Annotated in this window: 20 protein-coding genes; 13 read left to right on the top strand and 7 right to left on the bottom strand. The window is 65.1% G+C overall.

Features of this window, described 5'->3' with window-relative positions; all coding sequences use genetic code 11:
* Window positions 1-20: 20 nt before the first annotated feature.
* Complete coding sequence (locus BMW75_RS08680) at window positions 21-1,004, bottom strand: Bug family tripartite tricarboxylate transporter substrate binding protein (protein WP_092578574.1); 984 nt, start codon at window positions 1,002-1,004, stop codon at window positions 21-23.
* Between the two features lie 19 nt (window positions 1,005-1,023).
* Window positions 1,024-1,980, bottom strand: coding sequence for an alpha/beta hydrolase (locus tag BMW75_RS08675; RefSeq protein ID WP_092578572.1), 957 nt, complete (start codon window positions 1,978-1,980; stop codon window positions 1,024-1,026).
* A gap of 161 nt (window positions 1,981-2,141) precedes the next feature.
* Between BMW75_RS08675 and BMW75_RS08670 the strand changes: the two genes are divergently transcribed.
* The 8 genes from BMW75_RS08670 to BMW75_RS08635 all read left to right on the top strand — a co-directional run bounded on the left by BMW75_RS08670 (window position 2,142) and on the right by BMW75_RS08635 (window position 11,648).
* Window positions 2,142-3,059: a LysR family transcriptional regulator gene (locus BMW75_RS08670; protein WP_092578570.1), complete on the top strand. Its 918-nt coding sequence runs from the start codon at window positions 2,142-2,144 to the stop codon at window positions 3,057-3,059.
* A 113-nt stretch (window positions 3,060-3,172) separates the two neighbouring features.
* Window positions 3,173-4,642, top strand: a complete 1,470-nt coding sequence (locus BMW75_RS08665; RefSeq protein WP_092578568.1) for a M20 family metallopeptidase — start codon at window positions 3,173-3,175, stop codon at window positions 4,640-4,642.
* Window positions 4,639-5,196, top strand: a complete 558-nt coding sequence (locus tag BMW75_RS08660; protein ID WP_076520472.1) for a DUF1415 domain-containing protein — start codon at window positions 4,639-4,641, stop codon at window positions 5,194-5,196. Before BMW75_RS08665 ends, BMW75_RS08660 begins: the two co-directional genes overlap by 4 nt.
* A 359-nt stretch (window positions 5,197-5,555) precedes the next feature.
* The gene (locus BMW75_RS08655) at window positions 5,556-6,650 is read left to right on the top strand and encodes a TRAP transporter substrate-binding protein (RefSeq protein ID WP_092578566.1); all 1,095 of its coding nucleotides are present in this window, start codon (window positions 5,556-5,558) and stop codon (window positions 6,648-6,650) included.
* Window positions 6,651-6,771: 121 nt separating this feature from the next.
* Window positions 6,772-7,434, top strand: a complete 663-nt coding sequence (locus tag BMW75_RS08650; RefSeq protein ID WP_076522063.1) for a TRAP transporter small permease subunit — start codon at window positions 6,772-6,774, stop codon at window positions 7,432-7,434.
* 2 nt (window positions 7,435-7,436) lie between these two features.
* Complete coding sequence (locus BMW75_RS08645) at window positions 7,437-9,098, top strand: TRAP transporter large permease (RefSeq protein WP_092578564.1); 1,662 nt, start codon at window positions 7,437-7,439, stop codon at window positions 9,096-9,098.
* Window positions 9,099-9,328: 230 nt separating this feature from the next.
* A complete protein-coding gene (locus BMW75_RS08640) occupies window positions 9,329-10,318 on the top strand; it encodes a Bug family tripartite tricarboxylate transporter substrate binding protein (protein WP_076520475.1) in 990 nt (329 codons plus the stop codon).
* A gap of 25 nt (window positions 10,319-10,343) precedes the next feature.
* Window positions 10,344-11,648 (top strand): acyl-CoA thioesterase/bile acid-CoA:amino acid N-acyltransferase family protein, encoded by a 1,305-nt coding sequence (locus BMW75_RS08635; protein WP_092578562.1) that lies wholly within the window; start codon window positions 10,344-10,346, stop codon window positions 11,646-11,648.
* 24 nt (window positions 11,649-11,672) lie between these two features.
* Here the strand turns inward: BMW75_RS08635 and BMW75_RS08630 are convergent, their stop codons facing one another.
* Together BMW75_RS08630 and BMW75_RS08625 are read right to left on the bottom strand one after the other, a co-directional pair.
* Window positions 11,673-12,266: a YceI family protein gene (locus BMW75_RS08630; RefSeq protein WP_092578560.1), complete on the bottom strand. Its 594-nt coding sequence runs from the start codon at window positions 12,264-12,266 to the stop codon at window positions 11,673-11,675.
* Window positions 12,267-12,439: 173 nt separating this feature from the next.
* On the bottom strand, window positions 12,440-13,741 hold the full coding sequence (locus BMW75_RS08625) for a UDP-N-acetylglucosamine 1-carboxyvinyltransferase (protein ID WP_092578558.1): 1,302 nt from the start codon (window positions 13,739-13,741) through the stop codon (window positions 12,440-12,442).
* 353 nt (window positions 13,742-14,094) lie between these two features.
* Between BMW75_RS08625 and BMW75_RS08620 the strand changes: the two genes are divergently transcribed.
* The 4 genes from BMW75_RS08620 to BMW75_RS08605 all read left to right on the top strand — a co-directional run bounded on the left by BMW75_RS08620 (window position 14,095) and on the right by BMW75_RS08605 (window position 19,158).
* Window positions 14,095-15,753: an MFS transporter gene (locus tag BMW75_RS08620; RefSeq protein ID WP_092578556.1), complete on the top strand. Its 1,659-nt coding sequence runs from the start codon at window positions 14,095-14,097 to the stop codon at window positions 15,751-15,753.
* Between the two features lie 63 nt (window positions 15,754-15,816).
* Complete coding sequence (locus tag BMW75_RS08615) at window positions 15,817-17,463, top strand: AMP-binding protein (RefSeq protein ID WP_092578555.1); 1,647 nt, start codon at window positions 15,817-15,819, stop codon at window positions 17,461-17,463.
* Between the two features lie 23 nt (window positions 17,464-17,486).
* Entirely contained in the window at window positions 17,487-18,224 is a 738-nt protein-coding gene (locus tag BMW75_RS08610) for an SDR family NAD(P)-dependent oxidoreductase (RefSeq protein ID WP_254791965.1), read from the top strand.
* An 88-nt stretch (window positions 18,225-18,312) separates the two neighbouring features.
* A complete protein-coding gene (locus BMW75_RS08605) occupies window positions 18,313-19,158 on the top strand; it encodes an enoyl-CoA hydratase/isomerase family protein (RefSeq protein WP_092578551.1) in 846 nt (281 codons plus the stop codon).
* Here the strand turns inward: BMW75_RS08605 and BMW75_RS08600 are convergent.
* The gene (locus BMW75_RS08600) at window positions 19,102-19,935 is read right to left on the bottom strand and encodes a TetR/AcrR family transcriptional regulator (protein ID WP_092578549.1); all 834 of its coding nucleotides are present in this window, start codon (window positions 19,933-19,935) and stop codon (window positions 19,102-19,104) included. The genes BMW75_RS08605 and BMW75_RS08600 overlap by 57 nt on opposite strands.
* Before the next feature lie 86 nt (window positions 19,936-20,021).
* Complete coding sequence (locus tag BMW75_RS08595) at window positions 20,022-20,717, bottom strand: GNAT family N-acetyltransferase (protein ID WP_092578547.1); 696 nt, start codon at window positions 20,715-20,717, stop codon at window positions 20,022-20,024.
* A 105-nt stretch (window positions 20,718-20,822) separates the two neighbouring features.
* Between BMW75_RS08595 and BMW75_RS08590 the strand changes: the two genes are divergently transcribed.
* Window positions 20,823-21,857, top strand: a complete 1,035-nt coding sequence (locus BMW75_RS08590; protein WP_254791964.1) for a GlxA family transcriptional regulator — start codon at window positions 20,823-20,825, stop codon at window positions 21,855-21,857.
* Here the strand turns inward: BMW75_RS08590 and BMW75_RS08585 are convergent.
* Window positions 21,808-22,290, bottom strand: coding sequence for a hypothetical protein (locus tag BMW75_RS08585; protein ID WP_092578545.1), 483 nt, complete (start codon window positions 22,288-22,290; stop codon window positions 21,808-21,810). The genes BMW75_RS08590 and BMW75_RS08585 overlap by 50 nt on opposite strands.
* Between the last annotated feature and the right edge of the window lie 12 nt (window positions 22,291-22,302).

The following is a 22,302-nucleotide window of genomic DNA, read 5'->3' as shown; positions in this document are numbered from 1 at the left end:
CGAGGTCTTTTGCCTTTGGATTACTGGTCGAGCTGGATCTTGGCGTCGCTGGCGACGTGCTTCCACTTCTTCACGTCGCTGGCGATGACTTGCTGGAAGGCGTCCGACGAGCCGGCCACCACCGTGCCGCCCAGGCTGGCCATCTTGGCCTTCACGTCAGGCGCATTCAGCGCCTTGACCGAGGCGTCGTGCAGCTTCGTCTTCACGTTTTCGGGCAGGCCCTTGGGCGCCAGCAGGCCGTTCCAGGCATTGGCTTCGTAGCGCGCCAGGCCGGCTTCCTTGAAGGTCGGCGTGTCCGGCAGTTCCGGCGAGCGCGCGTCGGCGGCGATCGCGATGGGGCGGATCTGCCCGCTCTTGATGTAGGGCAGGGAGGCCGGCACCGGTTCCCAGATCATCGACACCTGGCCGCTGATCACGTCCGTGAACGCCGGGCCTGCGCCGCGGTAGGCGATGTGCATGAGCTTGGCGCCCGTCATCGACTTCATCAGTTCCATCGCCAGGTTGCCCAGGCCGCCCGCGCCGGAGGACGCATAGGTGTACTTGTCCGGGTGCGCCTTCGACTCCGCGATCAGGGCGTTCAGGTCGGCGGCGGGGAAGTCCTTGGTCACGCTCAGCACGCCGGGCACGGTCACCAGTTGCGTGATGGGGGTGAAGTCCTGGGACGCGTCGTAGGTCAGGGTCTTGTAGACGGCCGGGTTGGTGCCGTGGGTGCTGGAGGAGGCCAGCAGGATGGTGTAGCCGTCGGGGGCGGCATCGGCGACGTAGCGCGTGCCGATGGAGCCGCCGGCGCCGGCCTTGTTCTCGACCACCACCGTGACGCCCAGTTCGGTGCCGAGCTGCGCGGCGAAGACGCGCCCGATGATGTCGGCGGTGCCGCCCGGGGCGAACGGCACGATCATGCGGATCGGCTTGCTCGGGTAGTCGGACTGCTGGGCCGATGCGCCGGCCGCCAGCGTGGCGCCGGTCAGCAACGCCAGCGCGATGGTGGTTTTCTTCAGGGTCATCTCTATCTCCACGAGAAGGTTAGTCGAGGCTGCGGTCCAGCCAATCGACGATCAATCCGGCAATGTGGTCGCTGTTGCGATCCAGCATGCAGAAGTGCGAGTTGCCGGCGATGCCGGCTGCGGGCAGGTCCAGCACGTCGGCGCGTTGGCCGGCCGCGCGCAGGGCATTCCAGTACGCATCGGTCTGGGCGCGATAGCGCTGCCAGGTGTCGTCCGCGTCGAAGTGGTCACCCCAGACCAGCAGTTGCGGCGGCAACTGCCACGAGGCCTGAGCCGGCGTGCCGGTGGGTTCCACCGCCACGACGGCGCGCACGGTGGCGGCGTATTCCTGGGCGAGCTGGGTGGCAAAGCCGCCGCCCTGGCTGTGCCCGATCAGGATGCAAGGCCCCACGAGGTCGAGCAGCGCGCGGTAGGCGTCCAGCGCCATGTCGCCGTGCGTCAGCCAGCGCGGGACGAATTGCTTGGAAAAGGTGTCGAAGGCATCGACCGGGAATTGCTGTCCCGGATACGCGCGGCGCGGTTCGCCCGCCGGCGCATAGCCGGAAGCCGGCCCGATGCGGAACAGGCGCCAGGCCTCCTCCTTGGAGCGGAAGATGGGCGCCGAGTCGTAGACCTGCGGGTACATCGCCCACGAGGCGCGGCCGCGCTCCGGCGCGTCGGACACGAACACGTCATAGCCTGCCTGCAGCAGCCGCCACAGCCAGCCGTCGCGGCCGTCGGGGGTGCTTTCCCATTGGGCGCCCGTCATGCCGCCGCCGTGCCACAGCAGGACGGGGTAGGGGCGGGTAGGCTGGGCCAGCCGGTACTCCTGCACATACAACTGGCCGGCGCTGTAGCCGCCGTTCATGTCGATGAGGCGCGGCATCGCGTTGCCGACCACCTTCTGCTGCTGCATCGGCAATTCGCCGGCCACGAACTCGGCGCCGCCCAGGTAATGGCTGCGGATGGACTTGAGCAGGACGGGAGCGTCTGGCATAGGGTTTTCCAGAGGTGGACACGGGGATCTTAGTTGCAAGGTGTTTCCACCTTGTGCAAAATGCGCAATCTCTGTGCTGAATGCGCACAGACGATGAGCCGACGATAAACAGGGATCCAGCCCCGGCAGACAGGTGGCGGATCCGAGGTGGAGGAAGACACGTGGACATCAAATGGCTGGAGGACTTCGTCGCGCTGTCGAAGTCGCGCAACCTGTTCCAGGCCGCGGAGGCGCGCAGCGTGACGCACCCGGCCTTCGGGCGCCGCATCAAGGCGCTGGAGGAATGGGCCGGGGTGCCGCTGGTCGAGCGCGGCCACCAGGTGTCGACGTTGAATGCGGCCGGGCGCAGCCTGCTGGCCGCCGCCATCGACGTGCTGGACATCCTGCGCGAAACGCGCGAAGCGCTGCAAAAGCCCGAGCAGGAACGCGCCCGCAAGATCGTCATCGCGTCAGGCAAGACGCTGGCGCATTCGGTGCTGCCGGGCCTGATGGCCGGTGTGCAGCGGGGCCTGCCGGCGTTCCAGTTGAAGGTGATCACCACCACGCTCAACTACGGCGTCGACATGCTGCAGGACGGCGAGGTCGATTTTCTGCTGTGCCATGCGCACGAGCCGCTGTACGCCAAGATCGACAATCCGAACTATCGGTGCCGGCGCGTGGGCGCCGACAAGCTGGTGGCGGTCAGCGCCCCGGTCGCGCCTGGCGGCCACCATCCCCGGTATGCCGTGCCCAAGCTGGCCTCGGACCCGCCGGTGCCATTCCTGGCCTATGCCGACAGCATGTCGCTCGGCCGCATCCTGCACGACAAGCTGCGCGGACTCTGCGAGGTGCCGCTGCTGCAGACCATGTACGAATCGGACCTGGCCGACGCGCTGCATGCGATGGCGCGTCAGGGCTTCGGCCTGGCGTGGCTGCCGCACACGCTGGTCGATCCGGACCTGCGCGATGGCACGCTGGTGCGCGCCGACGGCGCGCGCAACGACATCCATATGGAGATCCGGCTGTACCAGTCGGTGGGCAACGCCAAGCCGCTGGCGCGCGAGGTCTGGAGCCGCGTCGAGGCCTACGCGGCGCGGTAGCGGCACCGGTTTGGCCGGGGCCGGTCCTTCATGGGGACAAAAGATGCCAGCCGCCCCGCGCAGGCATAAAATAGCTGTTTGCCCCTTTCCCGCACACACAGGAAGCCAGCGCCATGAACGCACGCATCCCCGAAGACGCATTGCCGCCCACCCTCGATCCGAAAGCCCTGCAGGACTTTGTGGACGACAAATGGGACAACGAGATCATCCCCGCGCTGACCGACTACATCGCCATTCCCGCCAAGAGCCCGGCCTTTGACGCCGACTGGGAAAAGAATGCGTTCATCGAGCGCGTGGTGCGCGATGCGGCGCAATGGGTCGAAGCGCAGAAGGTGTCCGGCCTGAAGCTCGAAGTGGTGCGCCTGCCGGGCCGCACGCCCGTCATCTTCTTTGACGCGCCCGCCACCCGCAGCGACAACGGCGACACCGTGCTGCTCTACGGTCACCTGGACAAGCAGCCCGAGTTCTCGGGCTGGCGCGCGGGCCTGGGCCCGTGGACGCCCAAGTACGAAGACGGCAAGCTCTACGGCCGTGGCGGCGCCGACGACGGCTATGCCGTGTACGCCTCCCTGACCGCCATCATGGCGCTGGACAAGCAGGGCATTCCCCGTCCGCGTTGCGTGGGCATCGTCGAAACCTGTGAAGAGTCGGGCAGCTACGACCTGCTGCCCTATGTGGACGCGCTGCGCGACCGTCTGGGCAACGTGGCCCTGGTGGTCTGCCTGGATTCCGGCGCCGGCAACTACGACCAGCTCTGGATGACCACGTCGCTGCGCGGCATGGTGTCGGGCACGCTGGAAGTCCAGGTGCTGGATGAGGGCGTGCACTCGGGCGACTCCAGCGGCGTGGTGCCGTCGTCGTTCCGCATCCTGCGCCATCTGCTGGACCGCCTGGAAGACAGCGCCACCGGCCGCCTGCTGCCGCAAAGCCTGCATTGCGAGATCCCCGCCGAACGCATCGAGCAGGTGTCCGCCACCGCCCGCATCCTGGGCGACGAAGTCTGGCGCCGGTTCCCCTGGAGCTGCGGCGCCGACGGCGGCTTTGTGCTGCCCATGACCACCGAACCCGAACAGGCGCTCCTGAACCGCACCTGGCGTCCGACCCTGTCGGTGACCGGCGCGGAAGGCCTGCCGCCGCTGTCCAGCGCCGGCAACGTGCTGCGCCCGCGCACGGCGTTCAAGCTGTCGCTGCGCCTGCCGCCGCTGGTGGACGCCGTGGCCGCCTCGCAGGAAATCAAGGAACTGCTGGAAGCCGACGCGCCCTACAACGCCAAGGTCATCTTCAAGGCCAACGAAGGCGCCGCCACCGGCTGGAACGCCCCGGCCACCGTGCCCTGGCTGACGCAGGCCCTGGACGCCGCCTCGCAGCAATACTATGGCGCGCCGTGCGGCTACATCGGGCAGGGCGGCACCATCCCGCTGATGAGCATCCTGCAAAAGGGCTTCCCGCAGGCGCAGTTCATGGTCTGCGGCGTGCTGGGTCCCAAGTCCAACGCGCACGGCCCCAACGAGTTCCTGCACGTGCCCTATGGCAAGAAGCTGACGGCAGCGGTGGCCCAGACCATGGCGGCGATGCCGGCATGATTTCCACCTCTGATGCCTACGCCAATGTGGTCGAGGAAACCCGCCACTGGCTCAACCAGGCGGTGATCGGCCTGAATCTTTGTCCCTTCGCCAAAGCGGTTCAGGTCAAGGACCAGATCCGCTTTGCGGTCAGCGACGCCACCGATGCCGAGGGCGTGCTGACCGACCTGCAGGACGAACTGGCGTTGCTGGCCGAAACCGATCCCGAAAAGATCGACACCACGCTGCTCATCATCCCCGACGCGCTGGACGACTTCCTGGAGTTCAACGACTTCGAAGATCTGTCCGACCGCCTGCTCAAGCGCATGCGCCTGGTGGGCGAGCTGCAGGTGGCCACGTTCCATCCGCAATTCCAGTTCGCCGACACGCAGCCGGACGACATCGAGAACTACACCAACCGCTCGCCGTATCCGATCCTGCACCTGTTGCGCGAGGACAGCATCGACCGCGCCGTGGAGTCCTTTCCGGACGCGGCCGAGATCTACGAGAAGAACATCGGCACGATGAACAAGCTCGGCCTGGATGGCTGGAAAAAGCTGATGACCCGTTCCTGACCGGCCCCGCCCGCGCCGGCCCGCGGGCGGTTTCCGGACACGTTCCCTAAATATTTTCTGGTTATATAGGTACGGATTTTTTATACCGGTGCCGGGCGCTGCCGTGCGCCTGCGCAGCGTCATTCTGAGGGGAATAATGGTGCGCCGAGGCCCTGCTGGTCATACCAGCCATACGGCGCAGAAAAATTTCACGAAACTTACGGCAAGGGTTTTCCCCCTACGTCCCCACCCTGTTTGCCGCTAGCATCCCCCCCGAAAATCAATAAGCGCGACAGTTTGTTACCCGCAGGATCGCGCGTCGGGGCTCCACCAATCCGTCCCGGAATCGAGAGAACTTTACCCAAAGTTGGAGAGACTAGATGCAACGCCGTTCCTTTCTGAAAAAAGCCACCCTGGGCGCTGCCGCCGGCGGCGCGACCCTGGCGGCGCCCGCCATTGCCCAGGAGGCCCCCACCCTGAACTGGCGCCTGGCGTCCAGTTTTCCGCGTAGCGCGGATGCCATCTTTTCCGGTGGCGAAAGCGTCGCCAAGTACGTGTCGGAAGCCACGGGCGGAAAATTTTCCATCCGCGTGTTTCCCGCAGGCGAAATCGTTCCGGCCCTGCAAGTGCTGGACGGCGTCCAGAACGGCACGATCGAATGCGGCCACAGCGCGTCGTACTACTACTACGGCAAGGACCCCGTCCTGAGCTTTGACGCGGCTGTTCCGTTCGGCCTGAACACGCGCCAGATGAATTCGTGGATGCGTCACGGCGACGGCCTGACGCTGATGCGCGAAGTCTTCAAGGCCTACAACATCGTCAACTTCCCCTGCGGCTACACCGGCACGCAGATGGGCGGCTGGTTCCGCAAGGAAATCAAGACCGTCGACGATCTGAAGGGCCTGAAGTTCCGCGTCAGCGCCTTTGCTGGCGCCGTGCTTTCGCGCCTGGGCGTGGTGCCGCAGCAGATCGCCGGCGGCGACATCTACCCGGCGCTGGAAAAGGGCACCATCGACGCGGCCGAATGGATCGGCCCCTACGATGACGAAAAGCTGGGCTTCAACAAGGTTGCCCCGCACTACTACTACCCGGGCTGGTGGGAAGGCACGCTGCAGGTGTCGCTCTACGTCAACCAGGACGCGTACAACAAGCTGCCCAAGCAGTACCAGGCCATCCTGGCACAGGCCTCGGCCGCGGCGACCAACGACATGATCGCCAAGTACGACGCCGAGAACCCGGCCGCGCTGCGCCGCCTGATCGCGCAGGGCGCCAAGCTGCAATCGTTCCCCAAGCCGGTGATGGACGCGTGCTACGCCGAAGCGGTCAAGCTGTACGAAGAAATGGGCGCCAAGAACCCTGCCTTCAAGAAGGTCTACGAAAGCATGAAGAAGTTCCGCGACGACCAGCTTCCCTGGTTCCGCGTCGCCGAAGGCAGCTATGACAGCTACATGGGCACGATCAACCGCGGCAAGTAAGCGGCCACTGGTCTTGCCGGCGCGCGCGGATGTGCCGCATCCGCGCGCGCTTGTCGGTTCTCTCCTCTCCCGAGTTGCATATTGACCGCGCGCCATGCGCCGCGCGGTCCCGGAATCCAACATGAATGCCCTTCTAGCCCTATCCCGGTTGATCGATGCGATCAACACGGTGGTCGGCCGGTGCGTGACGTGGCTGACGCTGGTCGTCGTCGTGGTCAGCGCAGGCAATGCCATCATCCGCAAGACATTCCAGACCAGTTCGAACGCCTGGCTCGAATTGCAGTGGTATCTGTTCGGCGCGATCTTCCTGCTCGCCGCCGGCTACACGCTCCTGCGCAACGAACACGTGCGCGTGGATGTGCTGTCTTCGCGGCTGTCGCGCCGCAAGCAGATCTACATCGACATCTTCGGCGTCATCTTCTTTCTCATGCCGGCCTGCCTGCTGATCACGTATCTGTCCTGGCCGGTGTTCATGGACTCCTTCCTGACCAACGAGCAGTCGTCGAACACCGGCGGGCTGGTGCGCTGGCCGGTGAAGCTGCTGATCCCGGTTGGCTTCGGCCTGCTGGTGCTGGCGGGGCTGTCGCACCTGATCAAGTGCATCGGTTTCCTGATGGGCAAGTGCCCGGACCCCGGCGCCCGTCCCACCGAGATGTCGGCCGAGGAGGCCCTGGCCCTGGAGATCGCGGAAGAAGCGCGCCAGCGTGAAGAACGCGCCCTGGGCGCGCACCGCGCGGAAGGGCCCGGCGGCAGCCGCGACAAGAACGGACAGGACGGACGCTGACTATGGAATTTCTGACTGCAAACATGGCCCCCATCATGTTCGCCACGCTTGTGGCGTTCCTGCTGCTGGGCTTTCCGGTGGCGTTCGCGCTGGCGGCCAATGGCATTCTCTTTGCGCTGGTGGGCATCGAACTCGGCCTGCTGAACGTCGCCTTGTTCCAGGCATTGCCGCAACGCATTTTCGGCATCATCGCCAACGACACCTTGCTGGCCGTGCCATTCTTTACCCTCATGGGGCTGGTGCTGGAACGGTCAGGCATGGCCGAGGACCTGCTGGAGACCATCGGCCAGTTGTTCGGCACCGTGCGGGGAGGGCTGGCGATCGCCGTGGTCTTCGTGGGCGCGATGCTGGCGGCCACCACGGGCGTCGTGTCGGCGTCGGTGATCTCGATGGGCCTGATCTCCCTGCCCATCATGCTGCGCTACGGCTACGACCGCAGGCTGGCAAGCGGCATCATCGCCGCCTCCGGCACGCTGTCCCAGATCATTCCGCCGTCGCTGGTGCTGATCATCCTGGCCGACCAGTTGGGCCGTTCCATCGGCGACATGTACCGCGGCGCCATCGTGCCGGGTTTCATGCTGGCGGGCACGTATGTGCTGTTCGTCGTCATCATGTCGTACATCCGGCCGGGCTCGGCGCCGGCGCTTCCCGAGGAGGCGCGCTCGTTCCGTGAAGACAACGGCACGCGCGGCGGCCGGTCCCTGCTGGTGCTGATGGTGATTTCGGCGCTGTCGGCGTACTTCGTCGGCCAGTACATCGAAACCGACACGGCGCCCGTGGACGAGCAGATCGTGCTGTCGCTCCTGATCTGGGGCCTGACCGCCTTCATCATCGCCGGCGTCAACAAGGTGTTCAAGATCGGCATGCTCTCGGCCCTGGCCGAGCGCGTGACCTTCGTGATGATCCCGCCGCTGTTCCTGATCTTCCTGGTGCTGGGCACGATCTTCATCGGGGTGGCGACGCCCACCGAAGGGGGCGCGATGGGCGCGGTGGGCGCCATCATCATGGCCCTGGTCCGTGGCCGCCTGACCCTTAACCTGCTCAAGCAGGCGATGGACACCACGACCAAGCTGTCGACCTTCGTGGTGTTCATCCTGGTGGGCTCCACGGTCTTCGGCCTGACCTTCCGCGGCGTCAACGGCGATCTGTGGGTCGAGCACCTGCTGGTCAGCCTGCCGGGCGGCGAGCTGGGCTTTCTCATCGCCGTCAGCGTGCTGACGTTCGTGCTGGCGTTCTTCCTGGACTTCTTCGAACTGGCCTTCATCATCGTGCCCCTGCTGGGGCCCGTCGCCGACAAGCTGGGCATCGACCTGATCTGGTTCGGCGTCCTGCTCGCGGTGAACATGCAAACCTCGTTCATGCATCCGCCCTTTGGCTTTGCGCTGTTCTATCTGCGGTCCGTCGCGCCCAAGGACCGGTACAAGGACAAGGTCACGGGCAGGATGATCGAACCCGTGACGACGGGGCAGATCTATCGCGGGTCCATTCCGTTCATCGTCATCCAGCTGGCGATGGTCGTCGCGGTGATGGCGTTCCCCGGACTGGTCATGCACTACAAGAGCGATGAGGTCAAGGTCGATGCGACCAAGGTGAAAATCGAGGTGGACACGTCTTACGGGACCAGCACCTATGGCAACGACGATCCGGGAGCCGGCTTCAAATAGCGGGCGATCCGCGGGCATGCAGCACAGGCATGCCCGATAGGAGCGGAAGACGGGTGTGCACGTCAGGTGCGCACCACAGGGAATGCCGGCAGCGATGCCGGCATTTTCATTTGGGGATATCCCTAAATGGCACCCGCGTTGTATCGCATACAGAATACCGTCACCGTGACGGCATCCGCCCGTCAGGTGTCAGGTGGCCTGTGTGCCCGTTGCCTTGTTCGGAGAATCGAATGCGTATGTCCCGCCGCCGCGCCCTGGGCGCGCTCGCCGCCTTGCCGCTGATTTCCCGCCCCGCCTGGGCCCAGCAGAACGCCTTTCCCACGCGCCCGGTGCGGCTGCTGGTGGGCTTTGCGCCCGGCGGCCTGACCGACATCGCCGCCCGCGCGCTGGCCGAGCGCATGGGCAAGACGCTCAAGCAGAACGTCGTCGTCGAGAACCGGCCGGGCGGGCAGGCCATCATCGCCACCGTGGCCGTCGCGCGGGCCGAACCGGACGGCTACACCCTCGGCTTTGCCGGCACCAACGGCATGATCCTCAACCCCTTGCTCTACAACAACCTGCCGTACCAGCCCTCGGACTTCAAGCAGCTCGGATCGATGGGCAAATCCCCCATGCTGCTGATCGTGCATCCCGAACTGGGCGTGAACAGCGTGCAGGAATTCGTCGCGCTGGCCCGCAAAAAGCCCAACGACATCACCTGCGCGCATGCCGGCCGCGGCGTGATCAACCATCTGGCGCTGCTGCACTTCCAGTCCAAGACCGGCACGCAGTTCCAGGACGTGCCCTACAAGGGCAGCGGTCCCGCGCTGCTGGACCTGATGGCGGGCACCGTGCAAAGCACGTTCGACTTCCCCACGTCGGCGCTGCCCCACATCAAGGCGGGCAAGGTCAAGGTGCTGGCCGTCACCTCGGACAAGCGGCTGTCCAGCCTGCCTGACGTGCCCACCATGAAAGAAGCGGGCGTCGACGACTTCGAGCTTTACACCCGCATGATGATCTCGGGTCCGGCGGCGATGCCCGCCGACGTGGCCAGGACGCTGGAGCACGCCGTGCGCGAGGGCACGCGCGACCCCAGCCTGGTGCAGCAGTTCGCGGAGCAGGGCGTGGCCGTCGAGTTCACCTCGTCGGCGGACCTTGACAAGGTCATCGCCGACGAATCGGCCATGTGGGCCCAGGTCATCAAGGCCAACAACGTGCCCAAGACGGACCTGAAGGCTTGAGGCCGCGGCGGCCAAGGAGACGACTGTGACCCAGCCCCGCATCACCGTAACACCCGAACGCGCGCTGATCGACGTCGAGCGCGACATCCGCATCGAAGGTTTTCCCGCCTACGCCTTCATTACCGTCACGGCCAGCATGCGCATGTGCGGCGCGTCGTGGCGCTCGGAGGCCGTCTTCGTGGCCGGGCACGACGGCCGCCTGGACCTGCGCCGCGACTGCCCGGTGTCGGGCTCTTATGCCGAGCCCGCCGCGATGGGCATCGTCTGGTCGATGGTGTGCCAGGACATGGACCAGGTGGTGTTTCCGCCCGACAGCACCGACGCGCTCACCGTGCACCTGCACGCGACGAACGGGGCATTGTCGGCCGACGCCACGTTGATCCAGGAGTTTCTGGCGGCCGGCGTCACCCACCGGTCCGTGCGTGAAGAGGTGGACGGCATGATGCTGTCCGGCGAGCTCTACGTCCCGGTCGGTCCCGGCCCGCATCCGGCCGTCATCTACATGAACGGTTCGTCGGGCGGCGTCAATGCGCCGCGCGCCGCGCTCTTTGCCGCCCGCGGTTACCAGTGCCTGGCGCTGGCGATCTTCAACTACGAAGGGCGGCCGAAATACCTGAACGACATGCCGCTTGAATACTTCGAGTCGGCGCTGAAATGGATCCGCAAATCCCTGCAGCCGCGCGATGGCTTCGTGGCGGTGTCGGGGATCAGCCGGGGCGGCGAGACCTCCCTGCTTGTCGCCTCGCATTTTCCCGACCTGGTGAGCGCCGTCGTCGCCTATGTGCCGTCGCCCGTCATGCATGGCGTGGTCAGCGCCGGTTCGCCCGGAACGGGGCGCGACGCCCAGGTCTGGACCCGCCATGGCGAACCGCTTCCGCACCTGTGGCAGGACAACGCCACGGCAGACTGGAACGCCGCGTATGCGTCCGAGCCGCCGTATCGGCAGACCCTGGCGTTCCTGAGCGCCACGCGCGATGCCTCGGCATTCGAGCGGGCGCGCATCCCGGTCGAAAACTATCCCGGTCCGGTCATGCTGGTCAGCGCGTCGGATGACGGCTTCTGGCCCAGCACCGCCTATTCGGAAATGGTGGTGCGCCAGCGCCAGGCGCACGGGCTGCCGACGTTCCACTACGTGTGTGCAGGGGCCGGCCACCACGTCCACTATCCGTGCCTGCCCGCCACGCTGATCAACAAACCGCACGCCATGTCGGGCCTGCTGCTGGATGCGGGCGGCACGCCGTCGGCGAATGCGGCGGGCAATGAGGGGTCGTACCGGGCGGCGCTGGACTTTCTGGCGCAGGCGCGCCAGAGGCAGGGCGCGGTCGAATAGCGCCGGCGCGGCGGCGCGCGCCGATCAGTTCCGGCGCACCGCCTCGACCTGGATCTTCAGCTTCACTTCGGGCTTGAAGCCCTTGTCCAGCCCGAAGTCCAGGCCGAAATCCTTGCGGCTGAATTCCGTGGAGGCATCGGCGCCGCAGACCTCGCGCTTGACCATCGGGTGGTCGATGCACTTGAAGTCGTCGATCTCCAGTTTCACCGGGCGCGTGACGCCGCGCAGCGTCAGATCGCCTGTGGCTTCTTCGGGCTTGTCGCCGTCGAATTTGGTGAACTTGCCCTTGAAGGTGGCGGTGGGGTATTTGGCCGCGTTGAAGATGTCGGGGGCGACCGCATGCTTGTTCATCTCGTCATGGCCGAAGTCCACCGAGCCGATATCCACGGTGACCTCCAACGTGCCCGTGCGCGCCTGGCGGTCCAGCACGACGACGCCGCTCGATTGGTTGAACTTGCCGCGCCAGGTCGACAGGCCGCCGAAGTGGTCGGCCTCGAAGCTGGGGTAGGTGTGCGAGGGATCCAGGTCATAGGTGACCGGCGCGGCGGTTGCGGCGGTCACGGCGGCGGTCAGCGCCAGCGCGCCGGCGCCCAGCAGCAGGGACGGGATCAACTTCATTGCGGCTCCTTGTGGATGGCGTTCAAGCCACGCTGGGGCAGGCCGCCAGCGTGCAGCGAAAGCACGACAATAACATTCAGTGCATTGTCAGGAACCCGGCCTAAATCAAAAAGCCAGGGGGAGCTCGCGTACCCCGTTCCCTCGTATCGATCCGCCTTGCCCAGCCAGGTTGCCTACTCGTCGTTCGCCCATTCGACCTGCACGCCGAGGCTGCGCAGGTTCTCGACAAATTGCGGATGGGCGCGGCGGATCGGGGTGGCGTTGCGGATTTCGGAGCGGCCTTTGATGCTGCTGGCCACCATGAAGAGCGCGATCGCCACGCGGATGATGTAGGGGCTTTCCACCACCGCGGGCGTCAGCGGATTGCCGCCGAAGGTCACCACGCGGTGCGGGTCCGACGAGAACACATGCGCGCCGAACTTCGAGAGCTCGCCCGTCCAGCCCAGCGCGCCGTCGTAGACCTTGTTCCAGAACATCGCATTGCCTTCGGCGCACACGCCCAGCGCAATGAAGATCGGCAGCAGGTCCACTGGGAAATACGGCCAGGGCGCCGCCTCGACCTTGGTCAGCACGTTGCTGGTGAAGGGCGTCTGCACCTTCAGCGGCCCCGAGCGCAGCGCGCGCGACCACCCGTCCTTGTGCTCGATCGTCACGCCGAACTTGGCGAACGTGCGGTCGATCAGGGGGAAGTTGCCCGGCGTGCTGTTGCGCACCACCACGTCTCCGCCCGTGATCGCGCCCAGTGCAAGAAAGGTCGTGATCTCGTGGAAGTCTTCCTCGAAGGTGAATTCGCCGCCGCCTAGTTGCTTGCCGCCCCGCACCGCCAGGCGCGACGTGCCGATGCCGTCGATCTCGGCGCCCATCATCGCCATGAAGCGGCAGAATTCCTGCACGTGCGGCTCCGAGGCCGCATTGGTCAACGTGGACTCGCCCTCGGCCGCGGCCGCGCACAGCACGAAATTCTCGGTCGTCGTCACGGACGCATAGTCCAGCCAATGGTGCGTGGGCTTGAGCGGGCCGCCCGCGCGAACCAGCAGCGACCCGCTGGCGCGTTCCACCTCGCCGCCAAACGAGCGGAAGATGTCCACGTGCGGATCGATCTCGCGCACGCCCAGCGTGCAACCCTTGACGTTGTCCTCCAGCCGCGCCACGCCAAAGCGCGCCAATAGCGGCGGCACCAGCATGATCGACGACCGCATCTCCTCGGGCAGCCGGTGCTGGGCCGCGTCGAACACCGTGTTCTTGTGATGCAGTTCCAGCGTGCGCGTCGCGTCGTCCAGCCGGACGTCGCTGCCCAGCGTGCGGAAGATGTCCAGGATCTTGCGCACATCGGTGATGTCCGGCACCCCATGCAGTTTCAGCGGCTGATCGGTCAACAGCGTGGCGCACAGGATCGGCAGCACCGCGTTCTTGTTGGCCGAGGGGACGACGCGGCCGCGCAGGGGCGTGCCGCCGTGGACGATGAGGTTGGACATGGGGATGGACGCGCCAGGAAAGAAATAGGGGAGAGCGCCGCGATTGTACTGGGGTCTCCCGGGCGTCATTCCCCACCAAACACCCCAAGACATTTCAATCTGAAAGCGCCCGCGGCACCCGGGCGTCCGCGGATGTCGCCGCGCGGCATTGGCCAGCGATCGTCAGGGTCGCGTCGTCGCTGCGGCCAACGGGGACACGGTATTCGGGTTTTCACATATATGGACAAATACGATAATTATAAATATGATTCTTGCACATAAAGCGGAAGGCGTTCCGACGCTGCGATCCGCTGGGCCGTACGGGTGAAACCTCAGCATTACCAGACGAAGGCCTTCACACAGGAGGAGGGGAAATGGAAGCTACCGCAACTGCACCACGTTCTTCATCGATGTCAAAAAGGGACAAGCGCGTCATCGTCGCTGCGTCCCTTGGCACGGTGTTCGAGTTCTACGATTTCTTTCTGATCGGGCTTCTTGCCGCCGAGATCGCTCGCGTGTTTTTCTCGGGGGTGAATCCGACGGCGGGATTCATCTTCACGCTGCTCGGGTTTGCGGCGGGTTTCATGCTTCGCCCGTTCGGCGCCATCGTCTTTGGCCGACTGGGCGACCTGGTGGGGCGCAAGTACACGTTTCTCGTCACCATTGTGCTGATGGGCGGCTCCACGTTCTTGATCGGCGTGCTGCCCTCCTACGAGTCGGCCGGCCTCATCGCGCCAATCGGTTTCGTCGTGATGCGCATGGTCCAGGGCCTGGCGCTGGGCGGGGAATTCGGCGGAGCCATGATCTACGTCGCCGAGCATGCCCCGACGAACAAGCGCGCAACCTGGACGGCGTGGGTGATCCTGACGGCCGCGGTCGGTTTCCTGTTGGCAGTGGCCGTCATCATCCCGCTTCGGCTCACCATGGGACAAGAGACATTCGCCGCATGGGGCTGGCGCATTCCGTTCATCATCTCCATCTTGCTGCTACTCATCTCGCTGTGGATCCGCCTGAAGCTGGACGAGTCTCCCGAGTTCAAGAAAATGAAGGCGGAAGGCCGCGCGTCGAAGTCTCCGCTTGCCGAGACCTTCGGCACCTGGAAGAACGTACGCCTCATCCTGATCGGCGCGCTGTGCATCCTGCCAGCGCAGGCGGTGCTCTGGTATACGGGCCAGTTCTACTCGCTGTTTTTCCTGACCAAGGTGCTCAAGGTCGAAACGCTGACGGCGAACTTCATGTTGATCGTCGCGACGCTGCTTACCGCGCCGCTCTACATTGTCTTTGCCAATCTTTCAGACCGCATCGGCAGACGTCCCGTCTACATCGGCGGTTACGTGCTCGCGGCGTTGCTGACGATTCCGGTTTTCCAGGGGCTGACGCATTTTGCCAACCCCGCGCTGGAACGCGCCCAGCAGGCCGCGCCTATCGTGATCGCGGCAAATCCGGCTGATTGCTCAGTCCAGTTCAACTTGCTGGGAACGAGGAAATTCACGTCGTCATGCGACGTTGCAACCAATGCCATGACGACGCTGGGGCTGAACTATACGAGCACGCCAAACACGAACACGAACCTTGCCGAAATCCGGGTAGGTGACAAGGCGATCGTGTCTTATCGGGGAGACGCCTCGAATGCGGCGCAGGAAAAGCAACGGTTCGATGCCGAGTTGCGCGCCGCGCTTGTCGATAAAGGCTACCCGCTTGGCACCGCCAATCCCCAGGACGTCAATGCCCCCGTCATCGTTGTGCTGCTGATGGTGCTGCTCAGTTTCGGAACCATCACATTTGCCCCGTCCACGACATCGCTGCTGGAAATGTTCCCGTCGCGCATCCGTTACACCGCAATGTCTTTTCCGTACCACCTGAGCGCGGCCTGGTTCGGCGGATTTCTGCCTGCGACGGCCTTCGCGATCGTGGCGGCCACGGGAAACATCTACGCGGGCTTGTACTACCCGGTGGGCATTGCGGTGGCCTGCACGGTGCTGAGCCTGGTGTTCGCGCGCGAAACCAAAGGGACGGACATCTCCCGAGGGTGAAGGCAACGGCCGAATGCCGGATTGCAGGCTTACCCAGGACGAGACATAGAGAAGGAGACAACCATGAAAACACGGGAATACAGCCCGCTGATAAGAAGTCGGCTTGCGGACCTCATCAACGCCTACCGGGCAGACGATGCGTGCGCGAGTTACCTGCTGTGCGACCGCCACGACCCGCAGACAGTCGCCTATCGCATCGTGACAAGCGATGGGGAGGCCGCCGCCGTCACCTATGGCCGGCTGCGTGAGCGCTCCGAAAGACTGGCCGCAGGCCTGAGAAGCCGGGGCTACGGCGTGGGAGACCGCATCGCGTCGCTGATGTCCAAGGGCGAGGATTACCTCGTCACGCTGCTTGCCATCTGGCGGCTGGGCGCCGTGTACGTACCGCTTTTCACCGCGTTTGCGAAGCCAGCCATTGAAATGCGGCTGGCCAGCAGCGGTGCGAAGCTCGTAGTCTGCGACGAGGCCCAGAGGCCGAAGCTCGATGGGCTGGTCGGTGCGCTTCCCGGGCTGGCGCTGGCAATCGCGGGCGCCGGGGGCGGAAGCGACCTCACATTGGCCGACATCGAGATGAGCGGAGACAGCGAATTTCGAGCTCACCGTACTTCGGGCGACGGCGCCGTGATCGAGGTGTACACGTCCGGCACCACCGGAAAGCCCAAGGGAGTCGTCGTGCCGCTGCGAGCGGTCGCGGGCTTCCAGGCATATGGCGAATTCGGTCTTGGCCTCGTCCCGAGCGACATTTTCTGGAATGCCGCTGACCCCGGTTGGGCATATGGCCTCTATTTTGGCGTGCTGGTTTCGCTGTCGACGGGGGTCGAATCCATTATGCATGTCGAGAAATTCACGCCTGACGGCACGCTGGCCGTGCTCAAGCGCGAAGGCGTGACCAACTTTACCGCGGCTCCCACCGTTTACCGCAGCCTGAAGGCGCACGGCGTCCCTGATGGTTATGTCGCCTTGCGGTGCGCATCCAGCGCGGGAGAACCGCTCACCCCGGACGTGAACCAATGGGCGCCGGCCAGTCTGGGCGCGCAGGTTCACGACCACTTCGGCCAGACGGAAGCGGGGATGCTGCTCAACAATCATCACCACCCCGACCTCTCAATGCCAATCAAGCCGGGGTCGATGGGGCGCGCGCTGCCGGGCTGGGACATGACCGTCATCGACCCGGCGACGCATGAAGAACTGGGCCCGGATCAACCCGGATTGCTCGCAGCCCGCCTGTCTGACAGTCCGTTGGCATGGTTTGAGGGATATGCCCATTCTCCCGAAAAGAACGGTGACCGGCTGACGCCCTGCGGGCGGTGGTATCTGACGGGAGATCTTGCTTCGTATGACCCCGAGGGATATTTCCGCTTTTCGTCGCGTGATGATGACGTGATCATCATGGCGGGTTATCGCATCGGGCCCTTCGACGTGGAGTCGGTCATCGCGTCGCATCCCGCAGTGCGCGACGTGGCGGTCGTTGCCGTGCCCGACCAGATCCGAGGCGAAGTGCTCGAAGCGGTCGTCGTCTTGAACCAGGGCTATGCCCCCACTGAGGAACTGTCCGAGGCGCTCAAACAGAAAGTGCGTAAGGATTACGCGGCGCATGCCTATCCGCGTCGCATTCACTACCGGGAGGAACTGCCCAAGACACCGTCCGGAAAAACCCAACGTTTCGTATTGCGCAGAGAGCTGCGCGACTGCGCGGAGGTCAAGGCATGATCATTGCAGGTGCGGCTGGAATCGTGACGGGCGCGGCGTCCGGGCTGGGGCGCGCTACCGCAGAGTTGCTGGCGGAGCAGGGCGCCAGGCTGGTCCTGCTGGACATGAATGGACAGGGGCTGGAGCGCGCCAGATCGGACCTGCCCGGCAATCACCTGGCCCTTCAAACCGACATATGCAATCCGGAGGAAGTGAAGGCAGCGGTGCAAGCTGGCGCGGCCGCGTTCGGCGAGTTGCGTTTCGTCGTCAATTGCGCCGGCGTGCCGTCGGCTGCCAAGACGGTCTCGCGGGGAGTGGCCCACGACCTGGAGCTATGGAACCGCATCGTTGCCATCAACCTGACGGGATCCTTCAACGTGTTGCGCCTCGCGGCCGAAAAAATGATCCATAACCCCGTCGACGCGCAAGGCGAGCGCGGCGTGATCGTGAACACAAGTTCGATCGCCGCGTTTGACGGACTGAAAGGACAGGCCGCATACAGCGCAAGCAAGGCCGCGATCGCCGGCATGACGCTGCCGATTGCACGCGACCTGGCCGAATACGGCATCCGCTGCATGGCAATCGCGCCGGGGGTCTTTGAGACGGAACTCACGATGAATGTGCCGCAAAAGGGCATGGAGGCCATGGAAAAGGGCTTTCTTTGTCCGAAGCGCAGCGGCCTTCCCGCGGAATTTGCCGCAATGGTGCAGACCATCCTGGCCAATTCCTACATCAACGGGACGTGCTATCGGCTGGATGGCGGCACGCGGTTCGCCCCGTGACGGGGCCCTATGCAGGCGCGATAAGAAATGTGGGTGCGGCGCGATGGGGCGCTGCAACGTAAATGCCGATGACGAGTGAGGTGATGTGATGGACAACGCAGGATTGAATGGGAACGGGCATCGGCTGACGCCTATTTGCATCGTGGACGCCGGTATAGCCTGGATCACGCTGAACCGGCCGGAGAAGGCGAACGCGGTGAGTTCCGATCTGCTGGATGACGTGCTCGAGGCGCTGGACGCGGCAGAGTCTGCGTCAGATGTGAAGGCAATCGTATTCTCTGGCGCTGGGCGAAATTTCTGTGCGGGCGCGGATCTCGGCGAACTGCTGGAAGGCGGACGAACGGCTGTTCGGGCCTTGCTGGACCGGTTTCGTGAGGTGGGCCGCCGATTCGAGGCGTCTGTATTGCCTGTCGTGGCCATGGTTCAGGGCGCGGTGCGCGCGGGTGGCTTGGAATTGCTGCTGTGTTGCGATGCGGCGATCGCGTCCGACGACGCCACGATTGGAGACGCGCATGCGCTGCGCGAACTGCTCCCCGGCGGCGGCAGCAGTGTCCGGTTGCCGCGATGCATCGGAATGCAAAGAGCCAAATGGATGATCCTGTCCGGCCAATCCATCACGGCGGCGCAGGCGGTGGATTGGGGAATCCTGCATTCCGCCGTGCCCGCAAACCGCTTGAAGCAAGCCGCCATCGCGCTTGCGGGCGAGATGTCGGTCGCCCATCGGGACACGCTTGCAAGGGCGAAGTCGTTGCTCGTCGCGTCTTTTACGCTAGGCAGGGCGGACGCGCTGGAAAACGAGATCAGGACACTGGAAGCGCATGCCAGTACCCCGGCCATGCAGGCGGGACTGGCTCAGTTCATCGGCCGCCGGCACGCGTCAACGCCGCGCAACGCCTCGGACGCAAAACTCGGCAATGTCCCGGACGCGGTCTAGTCGCTGGCGCTCGCCGATGTCGTTGTTTCGAGCAAGCGGTCCCACGAGCGCTTCAAAGAGGGATCCGACGATGCACGCCGACGAGACTTCCGGGTTCTGATCGGCAAAGTCGCCGCCGCGGATGCCGCGCTCGATGATGGTCTGGAACACGCGCATCAGCTTGCTCCGGTACTTGAGCCGCTCGATCTCGATTGCCGAATCGACGGGTTCCGCGACCAAGGCATAGCCAAGCTGTTTGGCGCGGATGGCGCGGCTGCCGAAGGTGTAAGCGCATTCTTTCAGCAGATCGGCGGGCGTACCGTCGCCCATTGCAACGCCGGCCACGACATTCACTTCGTGTTGCGAAACATGGGCGACAACCTCCACCAACAGGCTTTCGCGCGACTTGAAGTATCGGTACAGCGTCGCCGGCGACATCCCCGCGTGCTCGGCAATGGCATTGACCTGTGTTTCGCGAAATCCCACGGATGCGACAAGATCGATGGCGGCCGCCAGAAATCGCGCGCGCTTGTCGTGCTGAGGCAGGTTATAGGTGGGCCGCTCCGCTCGCGGGCCGCTCCTCTGTCCCGAGGGTTGCCCCAAAGCGACCGACGGGGCATCTGTCTTGGCCAGATACCAGTTTTCCGCAAAGTGCCGCGCCTGGGTCAGATCGTCAGTCTTGGTGCTGACACGCTGGCTCTTGCCGTCGAAGGTGCCTTGGCATTGCCAGAATCTGCTGTTCGGCCGGCGATAGATGCTGATCCGACCTCCGACAGCAGAATGCCGTTCATCAGCCATGGGGTTAGCGCTCCCTGTGTAAAAGATAAAACCCGGCTCCAATTTTTGCACAATTTGTGTGTCGGCAGGGGGCGCTGGCGCGCCTGTCAATCCGCCGGCTCAACCCGCGTCATGTGAAACTGCTGCCGTAGGCGAAATCCCAGCCGCTCATACAACGCGATCGCGCCGGCGTTACTGCTCAAGACATGCAGGAACGGCGATTCACCGCGTTTCCAGATCTGCGCTTCCAGTCCCTGCACCAAGCGTCCCGCCAGGCCCTTGCCGCGCCACGCCGCGTCCACACAGACGGCGCTGATCTCAACGTGTCCGCCTGGATGCATCCGTTCGCCGGCCATCGCGATCAACCGCCCCTCTGACCGGATGCCGATATACCGGCCCATTTCGTGCGTCCGCTTGCAGAAGGGCCCAGGCTTGGTCATAGAGGCCAGTTCCAGCATTTCGGCCGCATCGGCCGCGCCAAGCGTCACGATGTCGGCGTGGTCTGCAAGGCAGGTATCCCTCTTTGTCGCAACCATCTGATGGATCCTGCCGACCGGCTGCGCGCGTAGCCGGGCAGGTGGCTTGAGGGGGCTGCAGGACAGGAGCGCCACCTGGTCGCCCGCAGACAGCAGCTGGGCCAGTGCCAGCCAGGCGTCGGGCGAGTCGTCGGACGCCATCGCGGCAAACGGCGCCACGTCGGGACAGTAGCGGCGGGCAAGCGGCCCGCCTACGCTCAGATGGGCGTGGTGGGTCGTCAGTGCTGTCCAGATCGGGTTGTCCAGACTGTGTGCTTGTTGATCCATGCCGGTTCCAGTTTGATCCGCGCCATGTTGCGCGTGAGGCCAATGTAGACAGGAACTCACGCGGGCTCTATTGTCGCGAGTGACATTTTTGGAGTCATTTCCGCCATGAAACTCTCCGTGCTGGCCCTGGACGGATGCTTCGATACGGGGCTGTCGGCCATCCTGGACGCCTTTACCACCGCCAACGAGCTGGCCGAAATGCAGCAGCCCGGCGCCGGACCGCGTTTTGACATCAGCGTCATCGGCGTGCGGCGCGAGGTGCGCACGGGACTGGGCATGCGCGTGCCGGTCAAGCCGGCGAGCGCGATGGGCAACCCCGACTGGGTGGTGCTGCCGGCCATCGCCACCAAGATGCCGGAGCAGTTGCTGCCGGCGCTGGAACGCCGCGACGTCAAGGATGCGCTGGCCCTGCTGCGCGACGCGCACGCTGGCGGCGCCCGGATCGCGGCGGCCTGCATCGGCACCTTCGTGCTGGCGGAGTCCGGCTTGCTCGACGGCCACGAGGCGACGACGTCGTGGTGGCTGGCGCCGCTGTTTCGCCAGCGCTATCCGCAAATCCAGCTGGACAGCGCGCGGATGATGGTGCCGTCCGGCGACTTCACCACCGCTGGCGCGGCAATGGGGCACCTGGACCTTGCATTGTGGCTGCTGGGCCAGGCGAGCCCCGCGCTCGCGGCCGTGGTCGTGCGATACCTGCTGGTGGATGCGCGCCCATCGCAGGCGCCGTACATGATCCCCGACCACCTGGCGCGCGCCGACCCGCTGGTCGAGCGCTTTGAACGTTGGGCGCGCGAGCGCCTCGCGCAGGGCTTCTCGCTGGACGCCGCCGCGGATGCGCTGGCCACCAGCACGCGCACCCTGCAACGCCGCATTGAGGCGGTGCTGGGCAAGTCGCCGCTGTCGTACTTCCAGGATCTGCGGGTGGAGCGCGCGGTGCATCTGCTGCGCACCAGCCATCTGAGCATCGACGCCATCGCCGCGCAGGTGGGCTACGAGGACGGCGCAACGCTGCGAACCTTGCTGCGCCGCCGGCTGGGCAAGGGGGTGAGGGAATTGCGGAGGGGGGCAGTCCGATCCGGACCTGCCGCGCTCAGGCCGCCGGCTTGTCCCGATTCTTCCGAACCAGCACCGCCCCGATGATCGTCAGCAGCAGGCCGCCGCCCAGGTAAGGCAGCCCGAAGATAAGCAGGAAGAAGAACAGCGCGGTGTTGGCATCGCGCGCGTCCGCGCCGCCGCCCGTGTGGAGGGCGGGGTCCATCTGCAGCAGGGCGACCGGCACGGTCAACAGCAAGATCACGCCCAGCACCGCGCAGCCCCAGCCCATCAGCCGCCGCAGGTTGGAAATCCGCGCCAGCACAACGGCCGCCACGACCGCGATCACGCCATACAGGACCGCGCCCGCGATCTGCATGCGTTCCAGCGCGATGGGGTCCAAGGGGACGTACGGCTCGCTGGCGGGTGGGTTCAGCCCGAAGACGACCTGCAGCAACGGGTTGGTGATGCCGAAGCTCGCGCTGCCGATGAGCAGCCCGAACACAATGCTGGCAAGCCACTTGAGCGCGGTAGGGGGCATGGGTCGCGGGAG

It is taken from the genome of Achromobacter sp. NFACC18-2 (genome assembly GCF_900108985.1).
Lineage (GTDB): Bacteria > Pseudomonadota > Gammaproteobacteria > Burkholderiales > Burkholderiaceae_B > Achromobacter.
Note: the sequence above shows the minus strand (reverse complement) of the source record. Positions and strands in the feature narration are given on the sequence as shown.

Bases quoted from the DNA above. Each gene is read 5' to 3' on its own strand.
- BMW75_RS08585 (WP_092578545.1), bottom strand. From the start codon at position 22,290: ATGCCCCCTACCGCGCTCAAGTGGCTTGCCAGCATTGTGTTCGGGCTG.
- BMW75_RS08675 (WP_092578572.1), bottom strand. From the start codon at position 1,980: ATGCCAGACGCTCCCGTCCTGCTCAAGTCCATCCGCAGCCATTACCTG.
- BMW75_RS08615 (WP_092578555.1), top strand. From the start codon at position 15,817: ATGAAAACACGGGAATACAGCCCGCTGATAAGAAGTCGGCTTGCGGAC.
- BMW75_RS08640 (WP_076520475.1), top strand. From the start codon at position 9,329: ATGCGTATGTCCCGCCGCCGCGCCCTGGGCGCGCTCGCCGCCTTGCCG.
- BMW75_RS08620 (WP_092578556.1), top strand. From the start codon at position 14,095: ATGGAAGCTACCGCAACTGCACCACGTTCTTCATCGATGTCAAAAAGG.
- BMW75_RS08680 (WP_092578574.1), bottom strand. From the start codon at position 1,004: ATGACCCTGAAGAAAACCACCATCGCGCTGGCGTTGCTGACCGGCGCC.
- BMW75_RS08600 (WP_092578549.1), bottom strand. From the start codon at position 19,935: ATGGCTGATGAACGGCATTCTGCTGTCGGAGGTCGGATCAGCATCTAT.
- BMW75_RS08605 (WP_092578551.1), top strand. From the start codon at position 18,313: ATGGACAACGCAGGATTGAATGGGAACGGGCATCGGCTGACGCCTATT.
- BMW75_RS08645 (WP_092578564.1), top strand. From the start codon at position 7,437: ATGGAATTTCTGACTGCAAACATGGCCCCCATCATGTTCGCCACGCTT.
- BMW75_RS08630 (WP_092578560.1), bottom strand. From the start codon at position 12,266: ATGAAGTTGATCCCGTCCCTGCTGCTGGGCGCCGGCGCGCTGGCGCTG.
- BMW75_RS08595 (WP_092578547.1), bottom strand. From the start codon at position 20,717: ATGGATCAACAAGCACACAGTCTGGACAACCCGATCTGGACAGCACTG.
- BMW75_RS08590 (WP_254791964.1), top strand. From the start codon at position 20,823: ATGAAACTCTCCGTGCTGGCCCTGGACGGATGCTTCGATACGGGGCTG.
- BMW75_RS08660 (WP_076520472.1), top strand. From the start codon at position 4,639: ATGATTTCCACCTCTGATGCCTACGCCAATGTGGTCGAGGAAACCCGC.
- BMW75_RS08655 (WP_092578566.1), top strand. From the start codon at position 5,556: ATGCAACGCCGTTCCTTTCTGAAAAAAGCCACCCTGGGCGCTGCCGCC.
- BMW75_RS08665 (WP_092578568.1), top strand. From the start codon at position 3,173: ATGAACGCACGCATCCCCGAAGACGCATTGCCGCCCACCCTCGATCCG.
- BMW75_RS08625 (WP_092578558.1), bottom strand. From the start codon at position 13,741: ATGTCCAACCTCATCGTCCACGGCGGCACGCCCCTGCGCGGCCGCGTC.
- BMW75_RS08650 (WP_076522063.1), top strand. From the start codon at position 6,772: ATGAATGCCCTTCTAGCCCTATCCCGGTTGATCGATGCGATCAACACG.